Genomic DNA, 20,500 nt, shown 5'->3' on the forward strand with positions numbered 1-20,500 from the left:
CGCAGAATGGCGGAATGGAGCCTGCGGTCCGCGCCTACATCGACGCCATCGCCCCCGAGCACCGGCCGCTCTTCGACCGGATCCACGGGCTGATCCTGAGTGCTCACCCGGAGGCGGAGGTCGTCCTCTCGTACGACATCCCGACCTACCGCACCGCCGGGCGCCGGCTCTACCTCGCCGCCTGGCGGCACGGCGTCTCGCTCTACGGCTGGCAGCACGGCCGCGACGCGGGCTTCGCCGCCCGGCATCCGGAGCTACTCCACGGTAAGGCGACGATCAGGCTGCGTCCGGACGACGCGGCGGGCATGTCGGACGACGAGCTGCGGGAGTTCGTGACGGCCGCGCTGAGCGACTGAGCTGTGCCGAAGGTCTCACCGGTGGGGGCCCTCCGGCCGGTTCCGCGCGTGCGGGTCGGACCGTACGGTGGAGCGCATGTCCGAGGTTCCCTTCGTGCCGCTGGCCCGCGTGGCCGACGCCTACTCGCCGCGCTTCGCCGAGTTCGCGTTCGAGCCCGGCTTCGTCGCGTCCGTGGACCAGCACGTGGCCGACCTGCGGGAACAGCTGTGGGGCCCGGAGCCCGGCCTGGTGGCCGGGGCGCCGGACCCCGAGGATCTCTCCGACTATGCGCTGGGCTTCCAGGACGCGCTGACCGAGATCGGCTGGCGGGAGCCGGTCGGCTACGACTACGCCGTCTGCCGGCTCACCGCCGTCTCCTGGCTGGTGCGCGAGCACCGGCTGCTGGAGCCGGACCCGCACTGACCGGCGTCAGCTCATCGGCATGTCGCCGCCGTCCATCGTGCCGCCGCCCTCGCGTCCGCCGCCCATCGTGCCGCCGCCCTCGCGTCCGGTGCGCTCGATGTCACGGACCGGCTGGTTCGTCATCGCCGTCTCGCGGCCCAGCTGGTAGGCGCTGCCGGAGCTGCGGATCTTCGCCGTCTCCTTCTCGGCCGAGTCCAGCCAGCGCTCCCAGCGGCCGCGCATCGGGTTGATCAGGCCGCCGCCGACGCCGACGATCACCACGCCCGCGATCGCCGCCAGCACCGCGACCAGCACCGGCCCGGTGACGGAGGTCGCGATCCCGGCCTGGCCGAGCGCGGCGAAGGCGCCGAGCACGACGATGACAGCCCAGGCGATCGTCGCCATGGCCTTGCCGTAGGAGGCGCTGGAGAGCGCGTTGCCGACGATGTCGCGGACGGCGTTCGCGATCGCCATCGCGACCACGACGATGATGACCGCGACCAGGCCCTTGGGCAGCCAGGCGACGATCGAGTTGATCATCACGCTGATCGGGTTGGGCCCGAATACTCCGAAGGCCAATTGCAGGGCCATCAGCATGATCGCGTAGTAGACGATCTTGGCGACGATCCCGGTCATGTCGTAGCTGGAGCCCTGGAGGGCCCGGCCGATGCCCGCGCGCTCGGCGACCTTCTCCGATCCGATGCGGCGCATCAGCTTGTCCAGCATCCGCGCCACGAACTTGGCCACGAACCAGCCGATGACCATGATCGCCAGGAAGGCGAGGAACTTCGGGACGAACGCGGCGAACTTGGACCAGGCGTTGGAGATGCCGCCGCCGATGTCGACCGAGAGTGCGAGCTGTACCTGGTGCTGTGTGGATGTGATGAGTTGGTTGGACACTGCGCGTCCTCCGTGCTGAGGCGCCCCCGAGGGGCACGCCGACCTCCCCCGATGGTGTTCCCAGCGTCCGAGCCCTCGCGGCGGAGCGCGCGCTGACCGGTCCAAGCGGGTGAGGACCGGCGACGACGGCATCCGACTGATATTTCAGTCTGATCGCTAAGCTGAGCCCGTGACGGACCGTAGAACGGCGATGATGGAAGCAGCCGCGCGAGTGATCGCCCGAAAGGGGGTCCGCGGCCTGCGGGTCGAGGAGCTGGCGGCCGAGGCCGGCGTGTCGACGGCGCTGATCTACTACCACTTCAAGGACCGGACGGGCATCCTGCGTGCCACGCTCCAGTTCATCAACGAGCGCGCCGAGCGCTACACCGCCGAACGCGACCCTGACGCGCCTCCGCTCGGGCCGCGCGAGGAGCTGGAGCAGACGCTCCTGCTCGAACTGCAGGAGACTCCGGAGGTCAGGGAGAACAGCACCGCCTGGGGTGAGCTGCGGCAGAGCGCGGTCTTCCAGCCGGAGCTGCGGGAGGACCTGGCCAAGGCCACGCTGTCCTGGATCCAGGAGGTCGCCGAGCTGCTGGGGGAGATCCGCCCGTTGAGCACCGCCGTCGCCCTCGCCTCGGCCGCCGAGCGGCTGACGGCGCTGCTGGAAGGGCTGAGCGGTCGCTGGCTGTCGGGTGGCATCCCGGTGGAGCACGCCCGCGCGCTGATGCGGGAGGCGATCGAGGTCGAGGTGGCGCGGCTCGGGCGCTGAGCCCGGCCGGAGCCTGCACAGCCACGGACCGCACCCCGGTGCGGGATGCGGTCCGTGGCTGTGGTCCGTGACAACAGGCTGGACGTCAGCAGCAGGGGCGGTGCCCGTGATTGGCTCCGTGCTTGCGGCGACCCTTCTTCTTACGACGCCGTTTCGACGACATGGCCACTCCTCTCGCAGACGCTGCCCCTGATCCAACGTGCCACAGCCTGACCGCCTCGGCATGCTGGGCGGGAGCGACCGTCGACCGAAGATCGTCGACCGTCGGCTCAGCCACCGATGGACAGGACCGTCGCGGTGTCCTTGCCGTTGGGGGTGTCGTACCGCACGGTCTCGCCGACCCGGTGGCCGAGCAGCGCGCGGCCGAGCGGGCTGTCGGCGGTGACCAGGGTCCGGTCCTGCGACTCGGCGAGCTCGCCGATCTGGATCGTCTCCGTCGAATCGTCGCCGAAGCGCGCCGTGACCGTGCTGCCGACGCCGACGACGTCCGTACTGGGCGGTCCCGCGACGGAGGCCTGGCGGAGCCGCGTGCTGAGCTCGTCGATGCGGTTGTCCAGGCGGGTGAGCTCGTTGACGCGCTGGAGCTCGTCGGCCTGGTCGGCGCGGTCGCCGGCCGAGTCGGTGACGCCGAGCGTCACGGCGACCGCGTCGCGTTCGGTGTGCAGGTCCGCGAGCTCCTGTTCGAGCGCGCGGAGAGCGGCGAGACTGATCGGTTCGGGCTCCCCGGTCACCGGCCCGCGGGTCATCCCTCGCCCTCCGGCTCCGGGGACAGGCCGACCTCTTCGCGGTCCTCCTCGGTCCGTTCCTCGAGCTCGTCCTCGTCGGGCCGTCGGGGCATGCCGCGGCCGTGTCCGGTGTCGGGGTCGCCTTCGACCTCTTTGTTGGACTTGTGGTGGGACATGCTTCCTCCTCGCCGTGGCGCCGAGGGCGCCTGAGCCGGTTGGAGCAGCCGTCCGATCGCGAGCGACTACCAACAACTCAAACGCGCTCCCCAGCAGTCCGCAACCGGTCACCCGCGCTGCCCGCCGCCGGTCCTTCGGGCGTAGAGTCGATCGGCAGAGGCCGCTGTAGTCCAGACGTCCCCTGGAGCCTGGAGCCGCTCATGCCCCGACGCCGTCCTCCTCCGACCGCGAGCTCGGACGACCTGCTGAGCGCGCTCGGGCAGCTCACCGCCCAGGCGCTGGAGCGGGTGGAGCTGCAGCGGGCGCGGGTGGAGCTGGCCAAGGCCCTGCAGCGCGAGTTCCTCCCCGCCGCACTGCCGAGCGCACCGGGTCTGCGGCCCGCCGCGCGGTACGCGCCCGCGCGACACGGGCTCGACATAGGCGGGGACTGGTACGACGGTTTCGTGCTGCCCGACGGCGCGCTCGGCTTCTCCATCGGGGACGTGCAGGGACACGACGTGGAGGCGGCCGCCCTGATGGGGCAGGTCAGGATCGTGCTCCACGCCCTGGCCACCGTCACACCCGATCCGGGCGAGGTGCTGAGCCAGGCCAATGACCTGCTGCTGTCCATGGACCGCGGCCTCTTCGCCACCTGCTGCCTGCTGCGCTACGACCCGAGCAGCGCGGAACTGGCCGTGGCCCGCGCGGGTCACGTGCCCGCCGTTCGGGCCTCGCGGGACGGAACCGCCGAGATAGCCGACGACGCAGGCGGCCTGCCGCTTGGCATTCTGCCGGGGGAGCCCTACCCGGTGTCCCGCCGCAGGCTGTCCGGCACCGGGGCGGTCGTCCTGGTCACGGACGGCGTGGTGGAGGGCCCCACCTTCTCGCTGGAGGAGGGGCTCGAGCGGGTCAGGGAGGCAGCCAGGAACGGCGCCGGCGGGGACCCCGGCGAGCTGGCCACGGAGGTGATCAGGATCGCCGAACTCACCGGCCACGCGGATGACGCGGCGGTCCTGGTGCTGCGCCACGGATGATCCCCGCCTTCGGGGGCGTGTCAGGGTGGGAACAGCGGGCGGCGCGGCTGGAAAGTGGTGCCATGCCTGCCCTCGTGCGCAACCGGAAGCTCCGGGACCTCGTGCCGCTCGCCCTCTGGATCCTCGCCGTGGCCGCGGTGTACCTGGGGAGCGGTCGGCTCGGCCTGCTGGCTCAGATCGTCGTCGGCGGCGTCCGGGTGACTCCGGTCTGGCCGCCCACGGGGGTGGCGGTGGCGAGTCTGGTGCTGCTCGGGCCGAGGGTGTGGCCGGGGATCGCGCTCGGACAGCTCCTGGTCGTGGCATCGCTGGGCGGGGTGGGTGTGGGGACGCCGGGCGTCGTCGTCGGCAGCACGGTTGCCCCGCTCGCCGCCTACTGGCTGCTCAGGCGCGCGGGCTTCCGCAGTCAGCTGGACCGTCTGCGGGACGGGGTCGCCCTGGTGTTCCTGGCGGCCCTCGCGGCGATGCTGATCAGCGCGACGACCGCGACGCTCGTCCTATTGGGCACCGGGGTGCTGCCGGCGCACGGCTACTGGGCGGCATGGTCGGCGTGGTGGACGGGAGACGCGATGGGCGTGCTCGTGGTGACGCCGTTGCTGCTGGTCGGCCGGTGGGCCGGGCGGCCCTGGGACCTTCCGCTGCGCTGGTGGGCGGAGGCGGCCGTCCCGCTGGTGGGCTGCGCTGTGATCATGGTCGCCGACATCAGCAGCTCGGTCGACGTGCTCTTCCTCGTCTTCCCCCTGCTGACCTGGGCTGCGCTCCGGTTCCAGCTGCCGATCGCCGCGCCGTGCGTGCTGCTGATCTCCGTGCTCGCGGTCCCCGCGGCCACCCGCCACACCGGGCTCTTCGCCGGACGGGGCATCCTGGCGACGATGACCGAGCTCCAGGCGCTCAACGGCTCGGCCGCGCTCACAGCACTGCTGCTGTCCGCGGTCATCGCGGAACGGAACGCCACGCACCGCAGGATCGAGGAGGCCTGCGTGGGCCTCGCCGAACTCGTGGCCCGGCTGGCCCCCGGCGAGGCGAATGAGCCATGGCCGCCGACCCGGGACCTGTGATCGTCGCTCGTCCGCTGATGCCGAATCGGATCGCGGCCGCGATGATCGGTGGTGAGGGCGCTGCGCGTGGCCGTTGCCCGGCTCCACGGCGCTCGCGGAACAATCGGATCAGTCAGATCATTCAGATCAGTCTGGAGGCCTGCGATGTCTCAGGTGCCTGAGGTGTCCGAGGAGACGGTCAACGCCCCGAGCCCGGTCGCGCCTGCCGATCCGGAGGAGCGGGCGGCCCGTGGCAGGGAGGCCCGGCGGCGCGTGCCCCGGTCGAGCCATGGCGAGTACCGGCCGCCGAAGGACCGGCCGGACCCCTTGGGCATTCTGGAGGCCCAGTCCGCGCGGCGGGTCCCGGAACTCGTGCCGATCCGCTACGGCCGGATGAGCGAGTCCCCGTTCCGGTTCTACCGGGGAGCCGCCGCGATCATGGCCTCCGATCTGGCCGGCTCGCCCGACTCCGGCATCAGGGCCCAACTGTGCGGCGACGCCCACATGCTGAACTTCCGGCTGCTGGCCTCTCCGGAGCGGCAGCTGCTGTTCGACATCAACGACTTCGACGAGACCCTGCCCGGCCCCTGGGAGTGGGACGTCAAACGGCTCTCCGCCAGCCTGGTCATCGCCGGACGGGCGAACGGCTTCGACGAGACGGAACGATCGGACATCGTGCGCGCCACGGTCCGGTCCTACCGTGAGGCGATGGCCGGGTTCGCGGAGATGCGCAACCTCGACGTCTGGTACGCCCGGATGGACGCGGACCGGCTCCGGGAGTTCGCCGCGAGCCGAATCCACAAGCGCGGTCAGAAGGCTCTCGCACGCGAGATGTCCAAGGCCCGTACCCGCGACAGCCTCCAGGCATTCGAGAAGCTCACCGAGACGGTCGACGGCCAGGTCCGGATCGCCGCCGACCCGCCGCTGCTCGTCTCGCTCGCCGACCTGCTCCCCGACGTGACGCGTGGCGCATTGGAAGAGCAGATCCGCGGTCTGATCGGACGCTACGGCCGCACCCTTTCCTCCGACCGGCGCACTCTGGTGGAGCATTACCGGCTGGTGGACGTGGCACGCAAGGTCGTCGGGGTCGGCAGCGTCGGCACCCGATGCTGGATCCTGCTGCTGCTCGGCCGCGACGGCCAGGACCCGCTGTTCCTGCAGGCCAAGGAGGCCGACGACTCGGTCCTCGCGGCGCACGTCGGCGCCAGCGAGTACCGGAACCAGGGCGAGCGGGTGGTCTCCGGCCAGCGACTGATGCAGGCGGCGAGCGACATCTTCCTCGGTTGGGAGCGGGTGGACGGCATCGACGGCCGACGTCGCGACTTCTACGTCCGCCAGCTGCGTGACTGGAAGGGCATCGCCGTGGCGGAGGAGATGCTGCCGGAGGGCATGAGGGCGTTCGGCGAGATGTGCGGCGCCACCCTGGCCCGCGCGCACGCCAGGTCCGGCGACCGGATCGCCATCGCCGCCTACCTCGGCCGCAGCGACTCCTTCGACCGCGCGCTCGCGGCGTTCGCCGAGTCCTACGCCGACCAGAACGAGCGCGACCACCAAGCCCTCGTGGACGCGGTCGCGGCCGGTCGACTGCGGGCGGAGACCGTCGACCCCGCGCGGTGACCCGTGCAGTGTCCATGGCGGTGCCCGGCAGGACGGTCGATACTCGAGGTGAGCCCCTTCCGGCTCGCGGGGGTCGAGTGACCCAGGAGGAGAGCCATGTCCGGTCAGTTCGAAGGGACAGTGGAGATCGATCGCCCCGTCGAGGAGGTCTTCGCGTTCCTGGCTGATGGCGAGAACGATCCCAAGTTCAGCCCCAGAGTCCTGGAGATGGAGAAGGAGACCGACGGGCCGACCTCGGTGGGCACGGTGTACCGCAGCACGGTCAAGGACGCCGGGATGAAGAGCCACCGCGAGTTCAAGATCACCGAGTTCCAGCCGCCGACCAGGCTCCGCTGGACGGAGGTCTCGAAGAACCTGGTGACGGGTGCGGAGGGCGGTTACGACCTGGAGAGGCTGGCCGAGGGAAAGACCCGGCTGAGGGTCTACAACATTCTCGAGGGCCACGGCATCGGCAAGCTCCTCGAGGGCTTCGCCCTGAGCGCCGCCCGCAAGGACGCGGACGCGTTCGCGCATCGCATCAAGGCGGCTGTCGAGGCGTCATAGCACCGGGCGGGCCCGGTTTCAGCGGGCGTAGACGGCGACGAAGTCGCGGGTGGCCTGCGTGTAGTAGCGGTCGGCCGCTTCGCCGAAGTCGAGGACGTTGGTCGGTTTGGGGTTGGCGGGGTCGAGGCTCGCGTCGTAGCTCATGAACGAGGGCCAGGCGCCGTTCATGTCGAGCGGCATCGCGCGGACCGCGCCCGCGTGCTGCATGAGCTCGGCCAGGGTGCGGGCGGAGAGGGCCTGGCCGACGACCATGATGACGTCACCCTTGGCGGTGACGCCGACCCCGGACCGTTCGACGTACTTCTTGCCCTGGTAGGCCCAGCCGTAGGCGTACGGCACGTCGATGTTGTCCGCGATCCGGCCGCCGTCCACCATCAGCGTCAGGCACTGGCGGACACCGATGACGTTCGGCGTCATCGTCACGTCCCGGCCCCAGGAGCCGATCCGGATCGAGCCGTCGCGGTAGAAGACCTCGGAGGCCGCGCCGTCGCGCAGTGTCGAGTCGTATTGCCCGTCGAGGTAGAAGCCGCCGTGTGAGGTGCCGTCAGTGATGCGGAAGCCACCGTTCCAGGTGGCCATCAGCCCGGTGCGCTGGCCCACCGGGATGGTCGGCGGCACGCTGAAGCTCCCCCCCGGCTCGCGGAAGCCCGGGTGCAGCAGGAACCTGGCGTGCGCGGCGCTGATCCAGGCGACCGCCGCCTCGTAGGAGGAGTGCTCGGCGTCGGGCCGAATGTAGGTGCCCTGGACCAGCGGCAGCCCGTGGTAGTTGACCAGCGTGCGCCACACCCCCTCGCCCGGAAGGCGCGGCGTGATGCTGGTGGGCATGGGGGAGAGCAGCGGCACGGCGGTGCTGTGGTCGCTCGTGCTCTGCGTCGCCTTCATTCGGGCCAGGGCGGCGGCGGAGAGGGAGCCGCCGACCCTGGGCGGGTTGAGCTGGTACTGCCAGTCCTCGAGTTGGTTGATCACCAGGCCCAGGTGGTGGTCCCGGCCCCACTCGGCCAGCCGGGCCTCGACGCTGTCCTTGCCCGGGTAGGTGAGCGCCTGGCCGACGGACCAGCCGAGCCAGCCGGTGCACACGAGGCCTGCCGCCAGCGCGCTCCGGGTGACGATGCGTCGGCGACGCCGCTGGGTGGGCGTCAGATCCCGTGCGCGCTTCCAGGGCAGCAGGCGGCGGCGGTGTCGCGACGTGGGCGTGCCGGCGGCCTTGTCGGGCGAGTCGGGCAGGTCGGACAGGTCGGGCAGGTCTGGGGAGTCGGGCGAGTCTGGCAAGTCGGGCGAGTCGGGCAAGTCGGGCATCGAGCATCCTCTGACGGCGGGCGCGGATCAGATGAGCGGATTGTCTGCATGGATGCATGCCGTGCCTGCGTCGGCGCCAACCGCCGCCGCGCCCTGAATCACCCGCACGCGCCCCGCGTGACCCCTGCGCGGCGCCCGCGCGGCCTCTGCCGGTCAGGCGGTCGGCGGCGGTGGCGCGGCCTGCAGGACCGGTCGCGCTTCCCCGAAGACGGGATGGAGGGTGCCCTGCTGGATCCGGGCCGCTTCGAGGCGGACCCCGGGCAGCGCCGCGTAGAGCGACGACCCAGGACAGTAGGTGCAGTCGGCGTCGGTGTGACCCGACACGGCCGCGAAGGTGGCCCGGCTGCCCGCCTGGAAGCGACTGAGCGAGTCGCTGCAGGTCAAGGTGGTCGAGGAGCGGGGATCGACCCCGTGCAGGCTCAGCTTCCAGGCGATCAGCCCGCTGAGCGCCTGCAGTATCGGCTTCGGCGCCACCGCACCGTCGGTGAAGGTGCCGATCGCGGCGATACCGGCGGTGCCGAGGTTGAACCCGCTGCAGTGGGCGCCGATCACCGGCCGGTCGATCCCGCCGTGGCGTCCCTCGTAGACGGTGCCGAAGCGGTCGACGAGGAAGTTGTAGCCGATGTCGTCCCAGCCGCGCCGACCCGTCTGGTCGTAGTCGATGCTGCCGATGATGTCCGGGACCTGGTCGGCCCGGTAGTCGTTTCCGCTGTCGGTGTGATGGACGAAGACGGCCTTCACCGCGGTCGCGTACCGGGGCGCCGGCAGCGAGCCGCGGTGACCGGCGGTGTCCCAGTCCAGCCGGGAGACGATCGCGGGTTGTGTCGCCAGCCAGCGCACCGCCACCGGATCGGACCACACCGGAGGCGCGGGCGTGTGATCCGCACCAGTGGAGGCGGAGGCGCGCGCCGTGACTGCGGTGACGCCCCCGAGCAGGGCGACCTGGGCCACCCGTCGAAACATCAGACGTCGTTCTACGAGCATGAGGCGACGATAGGCACGACCTCGCCTCGTCGGCACGCACGACGTTCATTCGCGTGTTCGCGTGTCGCGGTCAGACAGGGCCTACAGCGCGGACCGCCACTCACCGGGATGGTCGGCCCAATGGATCTGCCGCTCGTCATCGGGGGCCAGGTCCGGTCGCTCGCGCGCCAGTACCTCGACGAACTGTTCGCGACTGGAGCAGGAGACCACGACGGGGGTGGTGCCCGGGCGCTCGATGCGGACCTGGCGCCCGCGCTCGTGCGGCACGAGTGCGGCGATCTCGACCGGATGTCCCCGGTCCAGGGCTTCGTGGGTCATGCTTCCAGCTTCCGCCGGTCGCGCGGTCTCCGCACACCGGCCCGACCGGTGCCGCCTCGTCCGATCAGGGTTTGCGCGCGACGCCGACGGCGGCGAGGCGGAGGACGGGGTGGGTCTCCAGGGACAGGGTGTCGGTGTCGGGGCGCCACTCGGTGACGGTGACGACGCCGGGATCGACCAGGTCGAGGCCGTCGAGGAAGGCGGCGACCTGGTCGTGGCTGCGGAACTGGCCGCGGCCGACGCCCTGGCGCAGGGCGGCCTCCGCTTCGGCGACATCCGCGTCGACGTCGGGGCCGGCGGTGATGAGGTGGTGGACGAAGACGTAGCTGCCGGAGGGCAGGGCGTCGACCAGGGTGCGGACGACGGCGTAGGGGTCTTCGTCGTCGAGGATGTAGTGGAGGATGCCGCACAGGAGCAGGCCGACCGGCTGGTCGAGATCGATGTGGTCGCGCAGGACGGGGTCGGCGAGGAGCTCGGCGGGGTGGCGCAGGTCGCCGCCCGTGACGACGGTCTGCTTGTTGTCCGCCAGCAGCGCACGGGCGTGGGCGAGGACGGCGGGGTCGTTGTCGACGTAGACGACGCGGGTCTCGGGGTCGATGCGCTGGGCGACCTGGTGCACGTTCTCCGCGGTGGGCAGGCCGGACCCGATGTCGATCAGTTGCCGCAGCCCGGCCTCGCGGACCAGGTGGTCCACCACCCGGCGCAGCACGGCACGTTGCTGCTGGACGCCGAGGTGCACCTGCGGCAGTGCGACGGCGATCCGGTCGCCGAGGGCCCGGTCGGCGGCGTAGTTGTCCTTGCCGCCGAGAAGGTAGTCGTAGACGCGGGCGATGTTCGGCGGCGGGGTTTCCACGGGCTGCTCCAGTCCGAGTCGGCAGACGATGATCGTACTAGCGACCGGAGCGGAGGCGGGAATTGACGACGAGCTCGGTGCCGTCCGGCAGGACGTCGACGCCCGCCGCGGCCGCCGCCGCGCGGGCCGGGGAGGCCGGGTCGAGCAGCGGGTTGGTGTTGTTGAGGTGGGTGTAGACGCGGCGGACCCCCGGATGCCGGGCCAGCGCGGCAAGGCTGCCGGAGGGGCCGGAGACGGGGAGATGGCCCATCGCGTGTTGGCCCGGGGCGGAGGGGGCGCGGCTGCCGAGCTCGTCGGCGGAGAAGAAGGTGCCGTCCACGAGCGCGCAGTCCACCGTGGCGAGGAGCTCGTCCATCACGGAGGACCAGGCGCCGAAGCAGGGGGCGTAGAGCAGCGCGCTGCCGTCGGACGGGTCCTCGACGCGCAGCGCGGAGACCCAGCCGGTCGTCCCGGAGGGAACCGGGTCGACGTACTTGGGGACCTTGTCGCCGACCGGGTGCACGGTGACGATCAGGCCGCCCGCGAGCGGGTACGCGCGGCCGGGCTCGGCGGTGGTCCACTGCCAGGGGGTGTACCGGTCGATCATCGCGCGCCACGGCAGCGCGTCGAGGACCGGTGCGGTGCCGAGGACCTCCAAGGGCGGTCCGCCGCGCAGAGCGGGGAGACCGAGGGTGTGGTCGGCCTCGGCGTCGGTGAGCAGGACTCCGCGCAGCGGCGTGTCACGCGGGCCGGGGCCGGGGGCGAGAGTGGGGGTGGCCTGCAGTTGGGCGGCGACGTCGGGGGAGGCGTTCAGCAGCCACCAGGAGGGGGAGTCGGCGCTGACCGCGACGCAGTCCTGCGTGCGCGCGGGGAGCCGACCGGCCCGGCAGGCCGTGCACAGCGCGCAGGCGCAGTTCCACTGCGGCACGCCGCCCCCGGCGGCGGTGCCGAGCAGGACGGCCCTCACGGGGTCGCCACCGTATGCGTGCGCATGACGTACGCGGGCGGTTGCGGGCCTGCAGCGGCGAGAGCGGCGAGGGCGGCGTCCACCAGTGGGCGGTGGGGCGAGAGCGAGCAGACCGGATCCGTCGCGGCCGCGTCGCCGGTCAGCTGGTAGGCCTGGCACCGGCAGCCGCCGAAGTCGGTGTGGCGCTGCGGACAGCTGCGGCACGGGTCGGCCATCCACTCCGTGCCCCGGTAGGCGTTGAACGACTCCGAGGCGTACCAGATCTCCGCGAGCGGGCGGCGCAGCACGCTCTCGACCGGGAGCGTGCGGATCACCGAGGCGGCAGGGCAGGGGAGCACGTCACCGGCCGGGGTGACGGTGAGCTGCCGTCGGGCCCAGCCGTCCATGCAGGGTTTGGGGCGGTCGGCGTAGTAGTCCGCCACGACGTGGACGATCTCCGGCCCGCCCGTGTGCCGGGCGCGGGCTCGGGCGACGGCGGCCTTCGCGGCGACCAGCTGGTCCGGTGTGGGCAGCAGAGCCTCGCGGTTGCGCAGGCCCCAGCCGTAGTACTGGGTGTTGGCCAGCTCGATCCGGTCGGCGCCCAAGTCGACGGCCAGGTCGACGATCTCCCCGGCGCGGTCGATGTTGGCCCGGTGTAGGACGACGTTGACGGTGAGCGGGAGCCCGACGTCGGTCGCCGCCTTCGCCGCGGCCAGCTTGAGCGCGTGCACGCGCGCGCCCGCGACGTGGTCGGCGACGGCCGGTTCGGCGTCCTGGAGCGAGAGCTGCACGTGGTCGACGCCGCTGCGCGCCAGCAGGTCGGCACGCTCGGCGGTGAGGCCGACCCCGCTGGTGACCAGGTTGACGTAGGCGTCCAGGGCGCGCGCGTGGGCGGCGAGTTCGGGCAGGTCCGGTCGGGCCAGCGGCTCGCCGCCGGAGAGGTGCAGCTGCACCACGCCGAGTGCGCGGGCCTGGGAGAACACGTCACGCCACTGATCCGTGGTCAGTTCATCTTTGCGGGCCGTGAGTTCGAGCGGGTTGGAGCAGTAGGGGCAGTGCAGCGGGCAGCGGTGCGTCAGCTCCGCGAGCAGACCGAAGGGCGCGGGGACGGCGGCGGCCTCAGGCCCAGCAGCCTCAAGCATGGGCGACCACGCGGCGCGCGGCGAGACGGGCGAGCAGCTCGGTGACGTCCTCGGTGCGCACGCCGCCGAAGCGCTCGCCGAGCCGGCTCACGATCTCCGCCACCGTCCTCCGTCCGTCGCACAGCGCCAGCACCGCCGACGCCGTCTCGTTCAGCACCAGCACGCCCTCGGGGACGAGGGCGAGGTCGACGCCGCGCGTCGCGTCGTGGGTCAACCGCACGCCTGGACGGAGCCGGGGCACGTCGCTCGCGGGATCTCCGGTCACAGACTGGCCGCGCGGTAGTCGACGGCGTCCAGGACGGCGCGCAGCACCTCGCACTTGAAGGCGAGCGCGGCGACGCAGGCGTCCTGCTGGGCCCTGGTCGCGGCGTGGCGGACGACCAGGTCGAGGGTCGCCTCGCCCTCCGCGTCGACGACGTCGATCCTGGCGGTGAAGTAGGTCAGGCCCTCCTCGGCGATCCACGGGTAGTGCTCACGCATCTGGCCGAGCCGGTAGCGCAGCAGGCCGGGGGAGAAGAGCTCGGTCAGCCCGGAGGCGATCGACTCCAGCCAGGGCCGCTGCCGGGCGAAGGAGACGTACGCGTCCACGGCGAAGCGCACGCCGCGCAGCACGTGTTGCTCGGAGAGGACCTCCTCCCTGGTCAGCCCCACGGCCTCGGCCAGGCGCAGCCACTTCTCGGCTCCGCCGGAGCCCGCGTCCGCGCCGTCGTGGTAGACGATCCGCGGCAGCCACTGCCGACGGACCTCGGGCAGGGGGCAGTTGGCGAGGATGGCGGCGTCCTTCTGCGGGAGGCAGCGCTGGTAGTACCAACGGTTGGCCGCCCAGAGGCGGAGCTCCTCCTTGCCGAGCCGGCCTTCGTGCAGCCGGGCGTGAAAGGGGTGGTTGTCCCAGTAGGAGGGCTCGAGGGCGTACAGCGCGGCGCGGAACTCGGCTGCGGAGAGCGGGGTTCGCGCCGCGCGGTCGGCGCTTCCGACACCCCCGGTGCTGTCAGTCAGCATCAGGTCCATGGTGTTCTGGGTTTGACGAAGAATTCAGCGCTCAGTCCTGGGCGAAATAGGCGGTGACTTCCGGGGCGGCGTCGAAGGCCTCGAAGTCGGGGCGCACCCACGGCTGCGGCTGCACGGACGGCTGAGCTTCCTGCTGCGGAACGCTGTTGTTCTCAAGCATGGGATCACTCCTTGGGTCATCCTGCGCGCTGAGCGTAACCCGGACCACCGTGCCAGCGCAGGGCTCCTGGGACAAGAGGGACCCCGGTCCCGCGCCCGGCGCGTCCCGACGAGCACCCGGACGGCGCAGCGCCCAGCCTCGACAATGATCCGACCGAGTGACAACGCACCTGATCCCCTGTGACCAGGCGTTGATATGTCTTATTCGTTTGCCGCCGGCCGACCCGGTCGGATAGGAAGCGTGCATGCTTAGGGGCAGCAAGGTCGGGCTCAGGGCCCGGCACGAGGAAGACATCCCGATCCTGCGGGCCGAGCTCTACGACGACGTGGTCAACTCCTCGCGGTCCGAAGCCGGGCCGTGGCGGCCGATCACGCCGGGATCGAAGGACTCACGGCTCGTCGTGGACGACACGGAGCAGCGGCACGTCCCGTTCTCCGTGGTGGAGCTGGACGGCGGCACCCTGGTCGGTACCGCGACGCTCTGGGGCATCGACAACCACAACCGGTGCGCGCACATCGGGCTGGGGCTGCTGCCGTCATCCCGTGGCAAGGGCTACGGCACCGACGTGGTCGCGGTGCTGTGCCACTACGGTTTCGTCGTGCGCAGCCTGCACCGGCTGCAGATCGAGACGCTGTCGGACAACGCCGCGATGCTGCGCTCCGCCGAGCGCAACGGCTTCGTCCGGGAGGGCGTGCTGCGCTCCTCGGCCTGGGTGATGGGCGAGTTCCTGGACGAGGTGCTGCTCGGGCTCCTCGCGCAGGACTGGAAGCCGGACGTGACGGCGTAGGTGAGGGCGGGCCCCGGCGGGCCCGCCCTCGTCCGGCGGTTCGGGTGGTTCGGGTGGTTCGGGCAGTTCGGGTGGTTCGCGCAGCCGGAGGAGCGGAGGAGCCGGGCTTCAGACCAGTTTGAGGTCGGCGGTGAGGGTGGCCAGGTCGATGCCGTTGACCTGACCGGCCTCGCGGTACTCCTGGGCCAGCACGGCCCAGGCCTCGTCGCTGTAGGTCGACCACCAGTCCCAGGCGATCTTCTGCACCGCGCCCCAGGTGATCGTGTAGAGCCAGTCGGCGTCGTAGCCGAGGAGCGGGATGGCGTGGCCGCCCTCGATCGGCTGCGACTCCCAGCCCGGGTCCAAGGTCCACGGCTTGCCCTGGGCGAACTGCTGCTGGGCGTTGGCCGGCACCTGGATGCCCGCGTAGACGCCGCCGAAGAGCGCGATGGTCTGGCGGATCACCGTCAGCGCGTGCACGTTGACCGGCGCGTAGGCGAGCACCTGGTTGCCCCACAGACCCGTGCGCTGCCAGGCGGTCAGCACCTGGGACTCGACCAGCCCGCTGTCCGCCCCGCCGGAGAGCTGGAAGTACTGGTCGACGACCTGCTGCTCGGTGGGGACCGGGTCCCCCTGGCCGGTCTGAGCGTTCCAGGACTGGATCAGGTGCGCGGCTGCGGCCATGGTGCAGTCGCCGTAGGTGTCGTTGCCGTCCATGGGCCAGGTGGTGACCTTCGTCGTCCAGTTGACGGAGGCCGGGGGAGCGGCGAGCGGGGCTGCCGCGTAGTGGCTGAAGTACTTGAGGGCGACCGGGAACTGCGGCCCCAGTTTGCCGAACTTTCCTGCGACGCGTGCGGCCTGAGCCATCTGCCTCTCCCTCCGGGCGAGCGTGACCGGTTCGCTACCGGCTGTAACCACCACCATTTCAGATCAACTCGGCATGTCCCAGACATTTGGACCAACCCGTCCGGGTGAATTCGTGCGGTGTGTCCCGAGCGGGGGCCGGGCCGCCGAATCGTAGGCTGAGCGACGCCGCGATACCACGACGCCACGATGCCGAGGTCGCCGAGGGTCGCCGAGCCGGAGGAGTTCCCGTGGTCCCGACCGTCCGTCTGCTCGGTGCGGCCGTGCTCGCGCTGGCCCTCGCCGGCTGCGGCGGTGCCGGTGCCGTCGGGGTAAGGGCGGGGTCCACCGCACCCGGCTCGGGTGCGGCCCTCGCGGTCGGACCAGGGCCGCAGAGCGACTACCGGATCGCCGCCCAGCCCCCGGCCGGCAGCTGCCACTACCGGAGCAGCAACGGCCAGCCGCTGCCCGATCCACGCTGTACGCCCGGCGCGGTCAACCCGGCCGTCACCCAGGCCAATCTGCGGCAGACGCTGTGCCGCCGGGGCGGCTACACCGCAAGTGTCAGGCCGCCCAAGGGCGTCACCGACGCCGAGAAGCGGCTGAACGCCAAGTCCTACGGCTAAAACGGCCGTTACGGCGACGCCGAGTACGACCACCTGATCCCGCTCGGGGTCGGCGGCGACCCGAACGACCCGCGCAACCTCTGGGTCCAGCCCCCGTCCCCGGGGCACGTGGCCGGCTCAGGTCCGGTGAATCCCAAGGACGATGTCGAGTCCGCCCTCCACGACGCCGTCTGCTCGGGCCAGGTCTCCCTCGGCGCGGCGCAGCAGGCCCTCGCGACCGACTGGACGACGGCACTCGGCACGCTCCACGTCACGCCCTCACCGCGCCGCTGACGGCAGCGGTATGACGGCTTGGGCAGCTGTCAGCCGAGCGAGCTCAGGCGCTGCGCCAGGAAGGCGCGTTCGGCGGCGTTGGCGGTCAGGGTGAGCGCGGTCTCGTACACGGCTGCCGCCTCCGTCGCGCGACCGAGGCGGCGAAGCAGGTCGGCTCGGGCGGCGTGGAAGGGCTGGTACTCCTCCAGGCCGTCCGGCAGGGCGTCGACGGCCTCCAGGCCCGCCTGCGGACCGGCGACCTCGGCGAGCGCGACGGCGCGGTTGAGCGCCACGACGGGCGTCGGGGCGAGCCGCAACTGGAGGTCGTAGAGGGCCAGGACCTGGGTCCAGCGGGCCTCGGCGCTCAGCGACTCGTCGCTGTGCGCCGCGTTGATCGCAGCCTGGATCTGGTACGGACCCGGGCTGCCGCGCCGCAGGCAGGCGCGGACCAGGGCCTGGCCCTCGTCGATCTGCTGACGGTCCCACAGCGCCCGGTCCTGGTCGGTGAGGAGGACCAGCGTGCCGTCCGGCCCGGTGCGGGCCCGGCGGCGGGCGTGGGTGAGCAGCATGAGCGCCAGCAGGCCGAGGGCCTCCGGCTCGTCCGGCATCAACTCGGCCAGCACGCGGGCGAGTCGCAGCGCCTCCGCGCACAGGTCCTCGCGCAGCAGCGCCTCGCCCGTCGAGGCGGCGTAGCCCTCGTTGAAGACCAGGTAGAGCGTGTCGAGCACCGCGCGCAGCCGGTCGGGGAGTTCGGCCTCGGCGGGGACCCGGTACGGGATCCCCGCCTCCTTGATCTTCCGCTTGGCCCTGACCAGCCGTTGCGCCATCGTCGTCTCCGGCACCAGGAAGGCCCGTGCGATCTCGGGGGTTTCCAGGCCGCCGAGCAGCCGCAGCGTCAGCGCCACCTGGGCGCTGCGCGCCAGTGAGGGGTGGCAGCAGGTGAACAGAAGCCGTAGTCGGTCGTCGCGCACGGATCCCTCCTCTGCTGCCTGCTCGTCCGGCGTCGGGGTGGTCGCCTCCAGCAACTGACGGGCCTGGAGGTGACGGTCGTGCCGGGTGGCGTCGCGGCGCAGCCGGTCGATGGCCCGGTTGCGCGCGGTGGTGGTGATCCAGGCTCCCGGGTTGGGCGGTGTGCCGGACTCAGGCCAGCGCTCGAGGGCCACCGCGAAGGCGTCCTGCACTGCTTCCTCGGCGAGATCGATGTCGCCGAGGAAGCGGATGAGGGTTGCCACGCAGCGGCCGTACTCCTCGCGGAAGACCTGCTCAGGGGTGGGCAAGGCGGGGGGCAAGGACTTACAGCTCCGGCTCGTCCTGGAAGGGGCGGACCTCGACCGGGCCCCGGCAGGCCCGGCTGCCCTCGCCGGCCAGCGCGAGCGCGGCGTCCAGGTCGGCGGCCTTGACGACCCAGAAGCCGCCCAGGTGCTCCTTGGTCTCGGCGAACGGCCCGTCGGTGGTGAGCACCTTGCCGTCCGGCTGGGCGGTGACGACGGTGGCGACGTCGGCGGGGAGCAGTCCGCCGGCGAAGACCCAGGCGCCGTCGGCCTGGAGCTTCTTGTTGAACGTGTCGACGTCGGTGTACATCTGCTGCATCGTCTCGGCGGCCGGCGCCTGCTGGCCCTCGACCATGTGCACCGACAGCAGGTACTGCTTCATGGTGTTCTCCTCGTGGTTCTCATGGACCGGCTGTCTGCCTGCCCGATACAACCACTACGAACGGGGTCGGTCCCGATCGACACTCTCCGGGAGAAACTTTGAGGATCTCTTCCGGGATCAGGTCGAGCGTGGCCGGACCCGGGCGGCGAGCAGGGCGATGTCGTCCTCGGCGTCGCTCGGGGAGGAGCTGTGGAGGGCGGCGTCGATGAGGTCGTCGAGTTCGCCTCCGGCGGGCAGCGGCACTGCGGCGAGGCGGTCGAGCGAGACGTCGATGTCCTCGTGGCGGCGTTCCACCAGCCCGTCGGTGTAGAGCAGCAGCACCTGGCCGGGCAGCAGTTCGCGGACCAGTTGCTGGTAGCCGCCGACGCCGGTGCCCAGCGGCGGGCCGCTGGGCAGGCTGACCAGCTCGGTCACCTGGCCAGGGCCGACCAGGGCGGGCGGAAGGTGACCCGCGCTGGAGAAGGTGACCCGGTTGCGGCTCGGGTCGACGAGCGCGAGCAGGCAGGTGGCCGGGCGTGCCGACTCGTTCTCGGAGATGAGGGAGTCCAGCTGGCGCAGGATCCGGTGCGGCGGCAGGTCCATGGCGGCGACGTAGCGGAGCATCGAGCGGTAGGTGCTCATGTCGACCGCGGCCTCCACGCCGTGGCCCATCACGTCGCCGATGACCAGCAGCGTCCGGCCGAAGGGCAGCCGGACGCTCTCGTACCAGTCGCCGCCCACGACGGAGCTGGTGCCGGAGGGCAGGTAGCGGCAGGCGATCTCGAGGTTGGGATGCGGGTTGGCCGGTTCGGCGAGCAGAGCGCGCTGGAGTTCCAGGGCGATGCCCTGGGAGCGCATGTAGCGGCGGGCGTTGTCGACGCTGAGGGCGGCCCGGCCGGCGAGCTCCTCGATCAGCGTGATGTCGTCGTCGCCGAATCCGTCGCCGGGCAGGTCGGAGTTGGTCGGCTGGGTGGCGGTCGGCTCGGTGGCAGTCGGCTGGGTGGGCGCGCGGCGGGCGAGGGTGAGTGCGCCGATCAGGTGCCCGCGGGCGGTGAGCGGCACGGCCAGCACGGAGGTGATGGGTGGTGCCGATCTGCTCCCCGGCGGCGGTGAGCAGGCCCAACCGGGCCGCGTCCGGGTCCGCCGGAGCGCCAGCAGGCGCGGCAGAGCCCCACGCGATGGCCGGGGTGGCGCCGACCGTGACGGCCAGGACGCCGGCGACGCGGCCTTCGGGGGCGAGGCGCTGGAGGCGGAGCTGGACGGCCGGTACGGCGGACCCGGTCTGGCTGGGCCCGGTTGTTTCGAACGGGCGGGACTCGCCGTCGGCGAGTACCCGCAGGGCGGTGGCGGCGGCCGCCGCGAGCGGGGTGTCGGCGAGCGGCCGTCCGGCGAAGGACTCCGGGGTCACCCCGGTGAGCCGGGCGAACGCCTCGTTGGAGTACTGCCAGCGCAGCTCCAGGTCGAGCAGGGCCACGCCGACCGGCAGCCCGGGGACCAGACTGCCGAGCAGCGCGTCGCTCGTGACGGCCATGGCGGCGGCCGCCGCGTCGATCGCTGTCGCGGCGGCGTCCCGCTTCGGGGCCTCCGCGCCCACCGCTCTCTCCTCGTCCCCCGGTCGACAGAAACTGACTCCATGATCGGACACCGGAGGTCGGCGTGCACACGTGTCCGGCGACCACCCCACGGCGTCCCCGTGGCCGGGGGCCGTCAGTGGCGCGCCTTGAGCTTGGCCCAGGCGGTTTCCAGGGCTGCGATGTCCTCGTCGTTCAGCCGCTCGTCGAAGACCTCGGCGAGCGCGGCCCGCCGCGTGGCGTCGGCCTCGGCGAAGGCGGCGCGCCCCGCCGGGGTGAGCGCGATCTCGACGGATCTGGCGTCGTGGGGGGAGGGCGTGCGGGCGACCAGCCCGCGTGCCTGCAGGGAGTCCACCACGCGCGACACCTGGGTGCGACTGAGCAGCGTCTTCGCGCCGAGGGCGGAGGCGGCGACGGGGCCGGTCTGGCCGTGCAGCCAGAGCATCACCTCGAACCAGGACAGCGGCAAGTCGTGCGCGCGCATCAGGGCCCGGTCCACCTGTGCGGAGAGCGTGGTGCCGGCCCACACGAGACCGTAGAAGGCGTGGTCCCTGGCGGACAGGCTGCCCAGGGAGAGGTCGGCGCGCGTCATATGGACAGCCTATCGGTTTGCGTGCGCATGCACGGAA

The 20,500-nt window shown here is 72.0% G+C and carries 27 protein-coding genes and 1 pseudogene; 10 read left to right on the forward strand and 18 right to left on the reverse strand.

Going from position 1 to position 20,500, the window contains the following annotated elements; translation table 11 throughout:
• Positions 1-14: 14 nt before the first annotated feature.
• Together ABIA32_RS28290 and ABIA32_RS28295 are read left to right on the forward strand one after the other, a co-directional pair.
• Complete coding sequence (locus tag ABIA32_RS28290; protein WP_370101387.1) at positions 15-356, forward strand: iron chaperone; 342 nt, start codon at positions 15-17, stop codon at positions 354-356.
• 76 nt (positions 357-432) lie between these two features.
• Positions 433-759 carry a DUF6401 family natural product biosynthesis protein gene (locus ABIA32_RS28295; protein WP_370101389.1) on the forward strand — a complete coding sequence of 109 codons (327 nt, stop codon included), beginning with the start codon at positions 433-435 and terminating at the stop codon, positions 757-759.
• Between the two features lie 6 nt (positions 760-765).
• Here the strand turns inward: ABIA32_RS28295 and ABIA32_RS28300 are convergent, their stop codons facing one another.
• Positions 766-1,638 carry a hypothetical protein gene (locus ABIA32_RS28300; protein WP_370101392.1) on the reverse strand — a complete coding sequence of 291 codons (873 nt, stop codon included), beginning with the start codon at positions 1,636-1,638 and terminating at the stop codon, positions 766-768.
• A gap of 193 nt (positions 1,639-1,831) precedes the next feature.
• On the opposite strand from ABIA32_RS28300, the gene ABIA32_RS28305 reads away from it, so the two are divergent.
• On the forward strand, positions 1,832-2,386 hold the full coding sequence (locus ABIA32_RS28305; RefSeq protein WP_370101558.1) for a TetR/AcrR family transcriptional regulator: 555 nt from the start codon (positions 1,832-1,834) through the stop codon (positions 2,384-2,386).
• 269 nt (positions 2,387-2,655) lie between these two features.
• Here the strand turns inward: ABIA32_RS28305 and ABIA32_RS28310 are convergent, their stop codons facing one another.
• Both ABIA32_RS28310 and ABIA32_RS28315 read right to left on the reverse strand, forming a co-directional pair.
• On the reverse strand, positions 2,656-3,117 hold the full coding sequence (locus ABIA32_RS28310; RefSeq protein WP_370101561.1) for a GreA/GreB family elongation factor: 462 nt from the start codon (positions 3,115-3,117) through the stop codon (positions 2,656-2,658).
• Between the two features lie 11 nt (positions 3,118-3,128).
• Positions 3,129-3,287, reverse strand: a complete 159-nt coding sequence (locus ABIA32_RS28315) for a hypothetical protein (protein WP_370101395.1) — start codon at positions 3,285-3,287, stop codon at positions 3,129-3,131.
• Between the two features lie 201 nt (positions 3,288-3,488).
• Here ABIA32_RS28315 and ABIA32_RS28320 point away from each other — a divergent pair, with 201 nt between their 5' ends.
• The 4 genes from ABIA32_RS28320 to ABIA32_RS28335 all read left to right on the forward strand — a co-directional run bounded on the left by ABIA32_RS28320 (position 3,489) and on the right by ABIA32_RS28335 (position 7,495).
• Positions 3,489-4,301 carry a PP2C family protein-serine/threonine phosphatase gene (locus ABIA32_RS28320; RefSeq protein ID WP_370101398.1) on the forward strand — a complete coding sequence of 271 codons (813 nt, stop codon included), beginning with the start codon at positions 3,489-3,491 and terminating at the stop codon, positions 4,299-4,301.
• Positions 4,302-4,363: 62 nt separating this feature from the next.
• Positions 4,364-5,356, forward strand: coding sequence for an MASE1 domain-containing protein (locus tag ABIA32_RS28325; RefSeq protein WP_370101401.1), 993 nt, complete (start codon positions 4,364-4,366; stop codon positions 5,354-5,356).
• A 144-nt stretch (positions 5,357-5,500) separates the two neighbouring features.
• Positions 5,501-6,952, forward strand: coding sequence for a DUF2252 domain-containing protein (locus ABIA32_RS28330; protein WP_370101404.1), 1,452 nt, complete (start codon positions 5,501-5,503; stop codon positions 6,950-6,952).
• Between the two features lie 96 nt (positions 6,953-7,048).
• On the forward strand, positions 7,049-7,495 hold the full coding sequence (locus ABIA32_RS28335; RefSeq protein WP_370101406.1) for an SRPBCC family protein: 447 nt from the start codon (positions 7,049-7,051) through the stop codon (positions 7,493-7,495).
• A gap of 18 nt (positions 7,496-7,513) precedes the next feature.
• On the opposite strand, the gene ABIA32_RS28340 is transcribed toward ABIA32_RS28335, so the two are convergent.
• The 9 genes from ABIA32_RS28340 to ABIA32_RS28380 form a co-directional block, all read right to left on the reverse strand.
• On the reverse strand, positions 7,514-8,791 hold the full coding sequence (locus ABIA32_RS28340; protein ID WP_370101409.1) for a phosphodiester glycosidase family protein: 1,278 nt from the start codon (positions 8,789-8,791) through the stop codon (positions 7,514-7,516).
• Between the two features lie 153 nt (positions 8,792-8,944).
• On the reverse strand, positions 8,945-9,775 hold the full coding sequence (locus tag ABIA32_RS28345) for an N-acetylmuramoyl-L-alanine amidase (protein ID WP_370101412.1): 831 nt from the start codon (positions 9,773-9,775) through the stop codon (positions 8,945-8,947).
• Positions 9,776-9,856: 81 nt separating this feature from the next.
• The gene (locus ABIA32_RS28350) at positions 9,857-10,093 is read right to left on the reverse strand and encodes a hypothetical protein (protein WP_370101414.1); all 237 of its coding nucleotides are present in this window, start codon (positions 10,091-10,093) and stop codon (positions 9,857-9,859) included.
• A 64-nt stretch (positions 10,094-10,157) separates the two neighbouring features.
• Positions 10,158-10,946 carry an SAM-dependent methyltransferase gene (locus tag ABIA32_RS28355; RefSeq protein ID WP_370101416.1) on the reverse strand — a complete coding sequence of 263 codons (789 nt, stop codon included), beginning with the start codon at positions 10,944-10,946 and terminating at the stop codon, positions 10,158-10,160.
• Positions 10,947-10,983: 37 nt separating this feature from the next.
• Positions 10,984-11,892: a pyrroloquinoline quinone biosynthesis protein PqqB gene (pqqB, locus tag ABIA32_RS28360; protein ID WP_370101418.1), complete on the reverse strand. Its 909-nt coding sequence runs from the start codon at positions 11,890-11,892 to the stop codon at positions 10,984-10,986.
• Positions 11,889-13,013: a pyrroloquinoline quinone biosynthesis protein PqqE gene (pqqE, locus tag ABIA32_RS28365; protein ID WP_370101421.1), complete on the reverse strand. Its 1,125-nt coding sequence runs from the start codon at positions 13,011-13,013 to the stop codon at positions 11,889-11,891. Before pqqE ends, pqqB begins: the two co-directional genes overlap by 4 nt.
• Positions 13,006-13,278 carry a pyrroloquinoline quinone biosynthesis peptide chaperone PqqD gene (pqqD, locus tag ABIA32_RS28370; RefSeq protein ID WP_370101423.1) on the reverse strand — a complete coding sequence of 91 codons (273 nt, stop codon included), beginning with the start codon at positions 13,276-13,278 and terminating at the stop codon, positions 13,006-13,008. The genes pqqE and pqqD overlap by 8 nt, the downstream gene beginning before the upstream one ends.
• Positions 13,275-14,012: a pyrroloquinoline-quinone synthase PqqC gene (gene pqqC, locus ABIA32_RS28375; protein ID WP_370101426.1), complete on the reverse strand. Its 738-nt coding sequence runs from the start codon at positions 14,010-14,012 to the stop codon at positions 13,275-13,277. The genes pqqD and pqqC overlap by 4 nt, the downstream gene beginning before the upstream one ends.
• A 40-nt stretch (positions 14,013-14,052) precedes the next feature.
• Entirely contained in the window at positions 14,053-14,181 is a 129-nt protein-coding gene (locus tag ABIA32_RS28380) for a hypothetical protein (protein WP_370101428.1), read from the reverse strand.
• Positions 14,182-14,425: 244 nt separating this feature from the next.
• Between ABIA32_RS28380 and ABIA32_RS28385 the strand changes: the two genes are divergently transcribed.
• Entirely contained in the window at positions 14,426-14,968 is a 543-nt protein-coding gene (locus tag ABIA32_RS28385; RefSeq protein WP_370101431.1) for a GNAT family N-acetyltransferase, read from the forward strand.
• 108 nt (positions 14,969-15,076) lie between these two features.
• Here the strand turns inward: ABIA32_RS28385 and ABIA32_RS28390 are convergent, their stop codons facing one another.
• Positions 15,077-15,814 carry a hypothetical protein gene (locus tag ABIA32_RS28390; RefSeq protein ID WP_370101434.1) on the reverse strand — a complete coding sequence of 246 codons (738 nt, stop codon included), beginning with the start codon at positions 15,812-15,814 and terminating at the stop codon, positions 15,077-15,079.
• A 227-nt stretch (positions 15,815-16,041) separates the two neighbouring features.
• On the opposite strand from ABIA32_RS28390, the gene ABIA32_RS28395 reads away from it, so the two are divergent.
• Together ABIA32_RS28395 and ABIA32_RS28400 are read left to right on the forward strand one after the other, a co-directional pair.
• Positions 16,042-16,416, forward strand: a complete 375-nt coding sequence (locus ABIA32_RS28395; RefSeq protein WP_370101436.1) for a hypothetical protein — start codon at positions 16,042-16,044, stop codon at positions 16,414-16,416.
• Between the two features lie 126 nt (positions 16,417-16,542).
• Positions 16,543-16,689: a hypothetical protein gene (locus ABIA32_RS28400; RefSeq protein WP_370101439.1), complete on the forward strand. Its 147-nt coding sequence runs from the start codon at positions 16,543-16,545 to the stop codon at positions 16,687-16,689.
• 29 nt (positions 16,690-16,718) lie between these two features.
• On the opposite strand, the gene ABIA32_RS28405 is transcribed toward ABIA32_RS28400, so the two are convergent.
• The 5 genes and pseudogenes from ABIA32_RS28405 to ABIA32_RS28425 form a co-directional block, all read right to left on the reverse strand.
• A complete protein-coding gene (locus ABIA32_RS28405; RefSeq protein ID WP_370101442.1) occupies positions 16,719-17,957 on the reverse strand; it encodes an RNA polymerase sigma factor in 1,239 nt (412 codons plus the stop codon).
• A 4-nt stretch (positions 17,958-17,961) separates the two neighbouring features.
• Positions 17,962-18,321 (reverse strand): YciI family protein, encoded by a 360-nt coding sequence (locus ABIA32_RS28410; RefSeq protein WP_370101444.1) that lies wholly within the window; start codon positions 18,319-18,321, stop codon positions 17,962-17,964.
• Positions 18,322-18,438: 117 nt separating this feature from the next.
• The gene (locus tag ABIA32_RS28415; RefSeq protein ID WP_370101447.1) at positions 18,439-19,371 is read right to left on the reverse strand and encodes a PP2C family protein-serine/threonine phosphatase; all 933 of its coding nucleotides are present in this window, start codon (positions 19,369-19,371) and stop codon (positions 18,439-18,441) included.
• Positions 19,372-19,558: 187 nt separating this feature from the next.
• Positions 19,559-19,831 (reverse strand): annotated as a pseudogene (locus tag ABIA32_RS28420) (PAS domain-containing protein); the annotation flags it as partial.
• Between the two features lie 176 nt (positions 19,832-20,007).
• A complete protein-coding gene (locus tag ABIA32_RS28425) occupies positions 20,008-20,463 on the reverse strand; it encodes a MarR family winged helix-turn-helix transcriptional regulator (RefSeq protein ID WP_370101450.1) in 456 nt (151 codons plus the stop codon).
• Positions 20,464-20,500 lie beyond the last annotated feature (37 nt).

The sequence above is a fragment of the Streptacidiphilus sp. MAP12-20 genome, from assembly GCF_041262525.1.
Lineage (GTDB): Bacteria > Actinomycetota > Actinomycetes > Streptomycetales > Streptomycetaceae > Streptacidiphilus.

Coding starts and splice junctions, on each gene's coding strand:
- pqqC (WP_370101426.1), bottom strand. CDS start 14,012: ATGCTGACTGACAGCACCGGGGGTGTCGGAAGCGCCGACCGCGCGGCG.
- ABIA32_RS28290 (WP_370101387.1), top strand. CDS start 15: ATGGAGCCTGCGGTCCGCGCCTACATCGACGCCATCGCCCCCGAGCAC.
- ABIA32_RS28335 (WP_370101406.1), top strand. CDS start 7,049: ATGTCCGGTCAGTTCGAAGGGACAGTGGAGATCGATCGCCCCGTCGAG.
- ABIA32_RS28410 (WP_370101444.1), bottom strand. CDS start 18,321: ATGAAGCAGTACCTGCTGTCGGTGCACATGGTCGAGGGCCAGCAGGCG.
- ABIA32_RS28295 (WP_370101389.1), top strand. CDS start 433: ATGTCCGAGGTTCCCTTCGTGCCGCTGGCCCGCGTGGCCGACGCCTAC.
- ABIA32_RS28305 (WP_370101558.1), top strand. CDS start 1,832: ATGGAAGCAGCCGCGCGAGTGATCGCCCGAAAGGGGGTCCGCGGCCTG.
- ABIA32_RS28315 (WP_370101395.1), bottom strand. CDS start 3,287: ATGTCCCACCACAAGTCCAACAAAGAGGTCGAAGGCGACCCCGACACC.
- ABIA32_RS28345 (WP_370101412.1), bottom strand. CDS start 9,775: ATGCTCGTAGAACGACGTCTGATGTTTCGACGGGTGGCCCAGGTCGCC.
- ABIA32_RS28330 (WP_370101404.1), top strand. CDS start 5,501: ATGTCTCAGGTGCCTGAGGTGTCCGAGGAGACGGTCAACGCCCCGAGC.
- ABIA32_RS28340 (WP_370101409.1), bottom strand. CDS start 8,791: ATGCCCGACTTGCCCGACTCGCCCGACTTGCCAGACTCGCCCGACTCC.
- ABIA32_RS28390 (WP_370101434.1), bottom strand. CDS start 15,814: ATGGCTCAGGCCGCACGCGTCGCAGGAAAGTTCGGCAAACTGGGGCCG.
- ABIA32_RS28325 (WP_370101401.1), top strand. CDS start 4,364: ATGCCTGCCCTCGTGCGCAACCGGAAGCTCCGGGACCTCGTGCCGCTC.
- ABIA32_RS28320 (WP_370101398.1), top strand. CDS start 3,489: ATGCCCCGACGCCGTCCTCCTCCGACCGCGAGCTCGGACGACCTGCTG.
- ABIA32_RS28385 (WP_370101431.1), top strand. CDS start 14,426: ATGCTTAGGGGCAGCAAGGTCGGGCTCAGGGCCCGGCACGAGGAAGAC.
- pqqE (WP_370101421.1), bottom strand. CDS start 13,013: ATGCTTGAGGCTGCTGGGCCTGAGGCCGCCGCCGTCCCCGCGCCCTTC.
- ABIA32_RS28425 (WP_370101450.1), bottom strand. CDS start 20,463: ATGACGCGCGCCGACCTCTCCCTGGGCAGCCTGTCCGCCAGGGACCAC.
- ABIA32_RS28380 (WP_370101428.1), bottom strand. CDS start 14,181: ATGCTTGAGAACAACAGCGTTCCGCAGCAGGAAGCTCAGCCGTCCGTG.
- ABIA32_RS28350 (WP_370101414.1), bottom strand. CDS start 10,093: ATGACCCACGAAGCCCTGGACCGGGGACATCCGGTCGAGATCGCCGCA.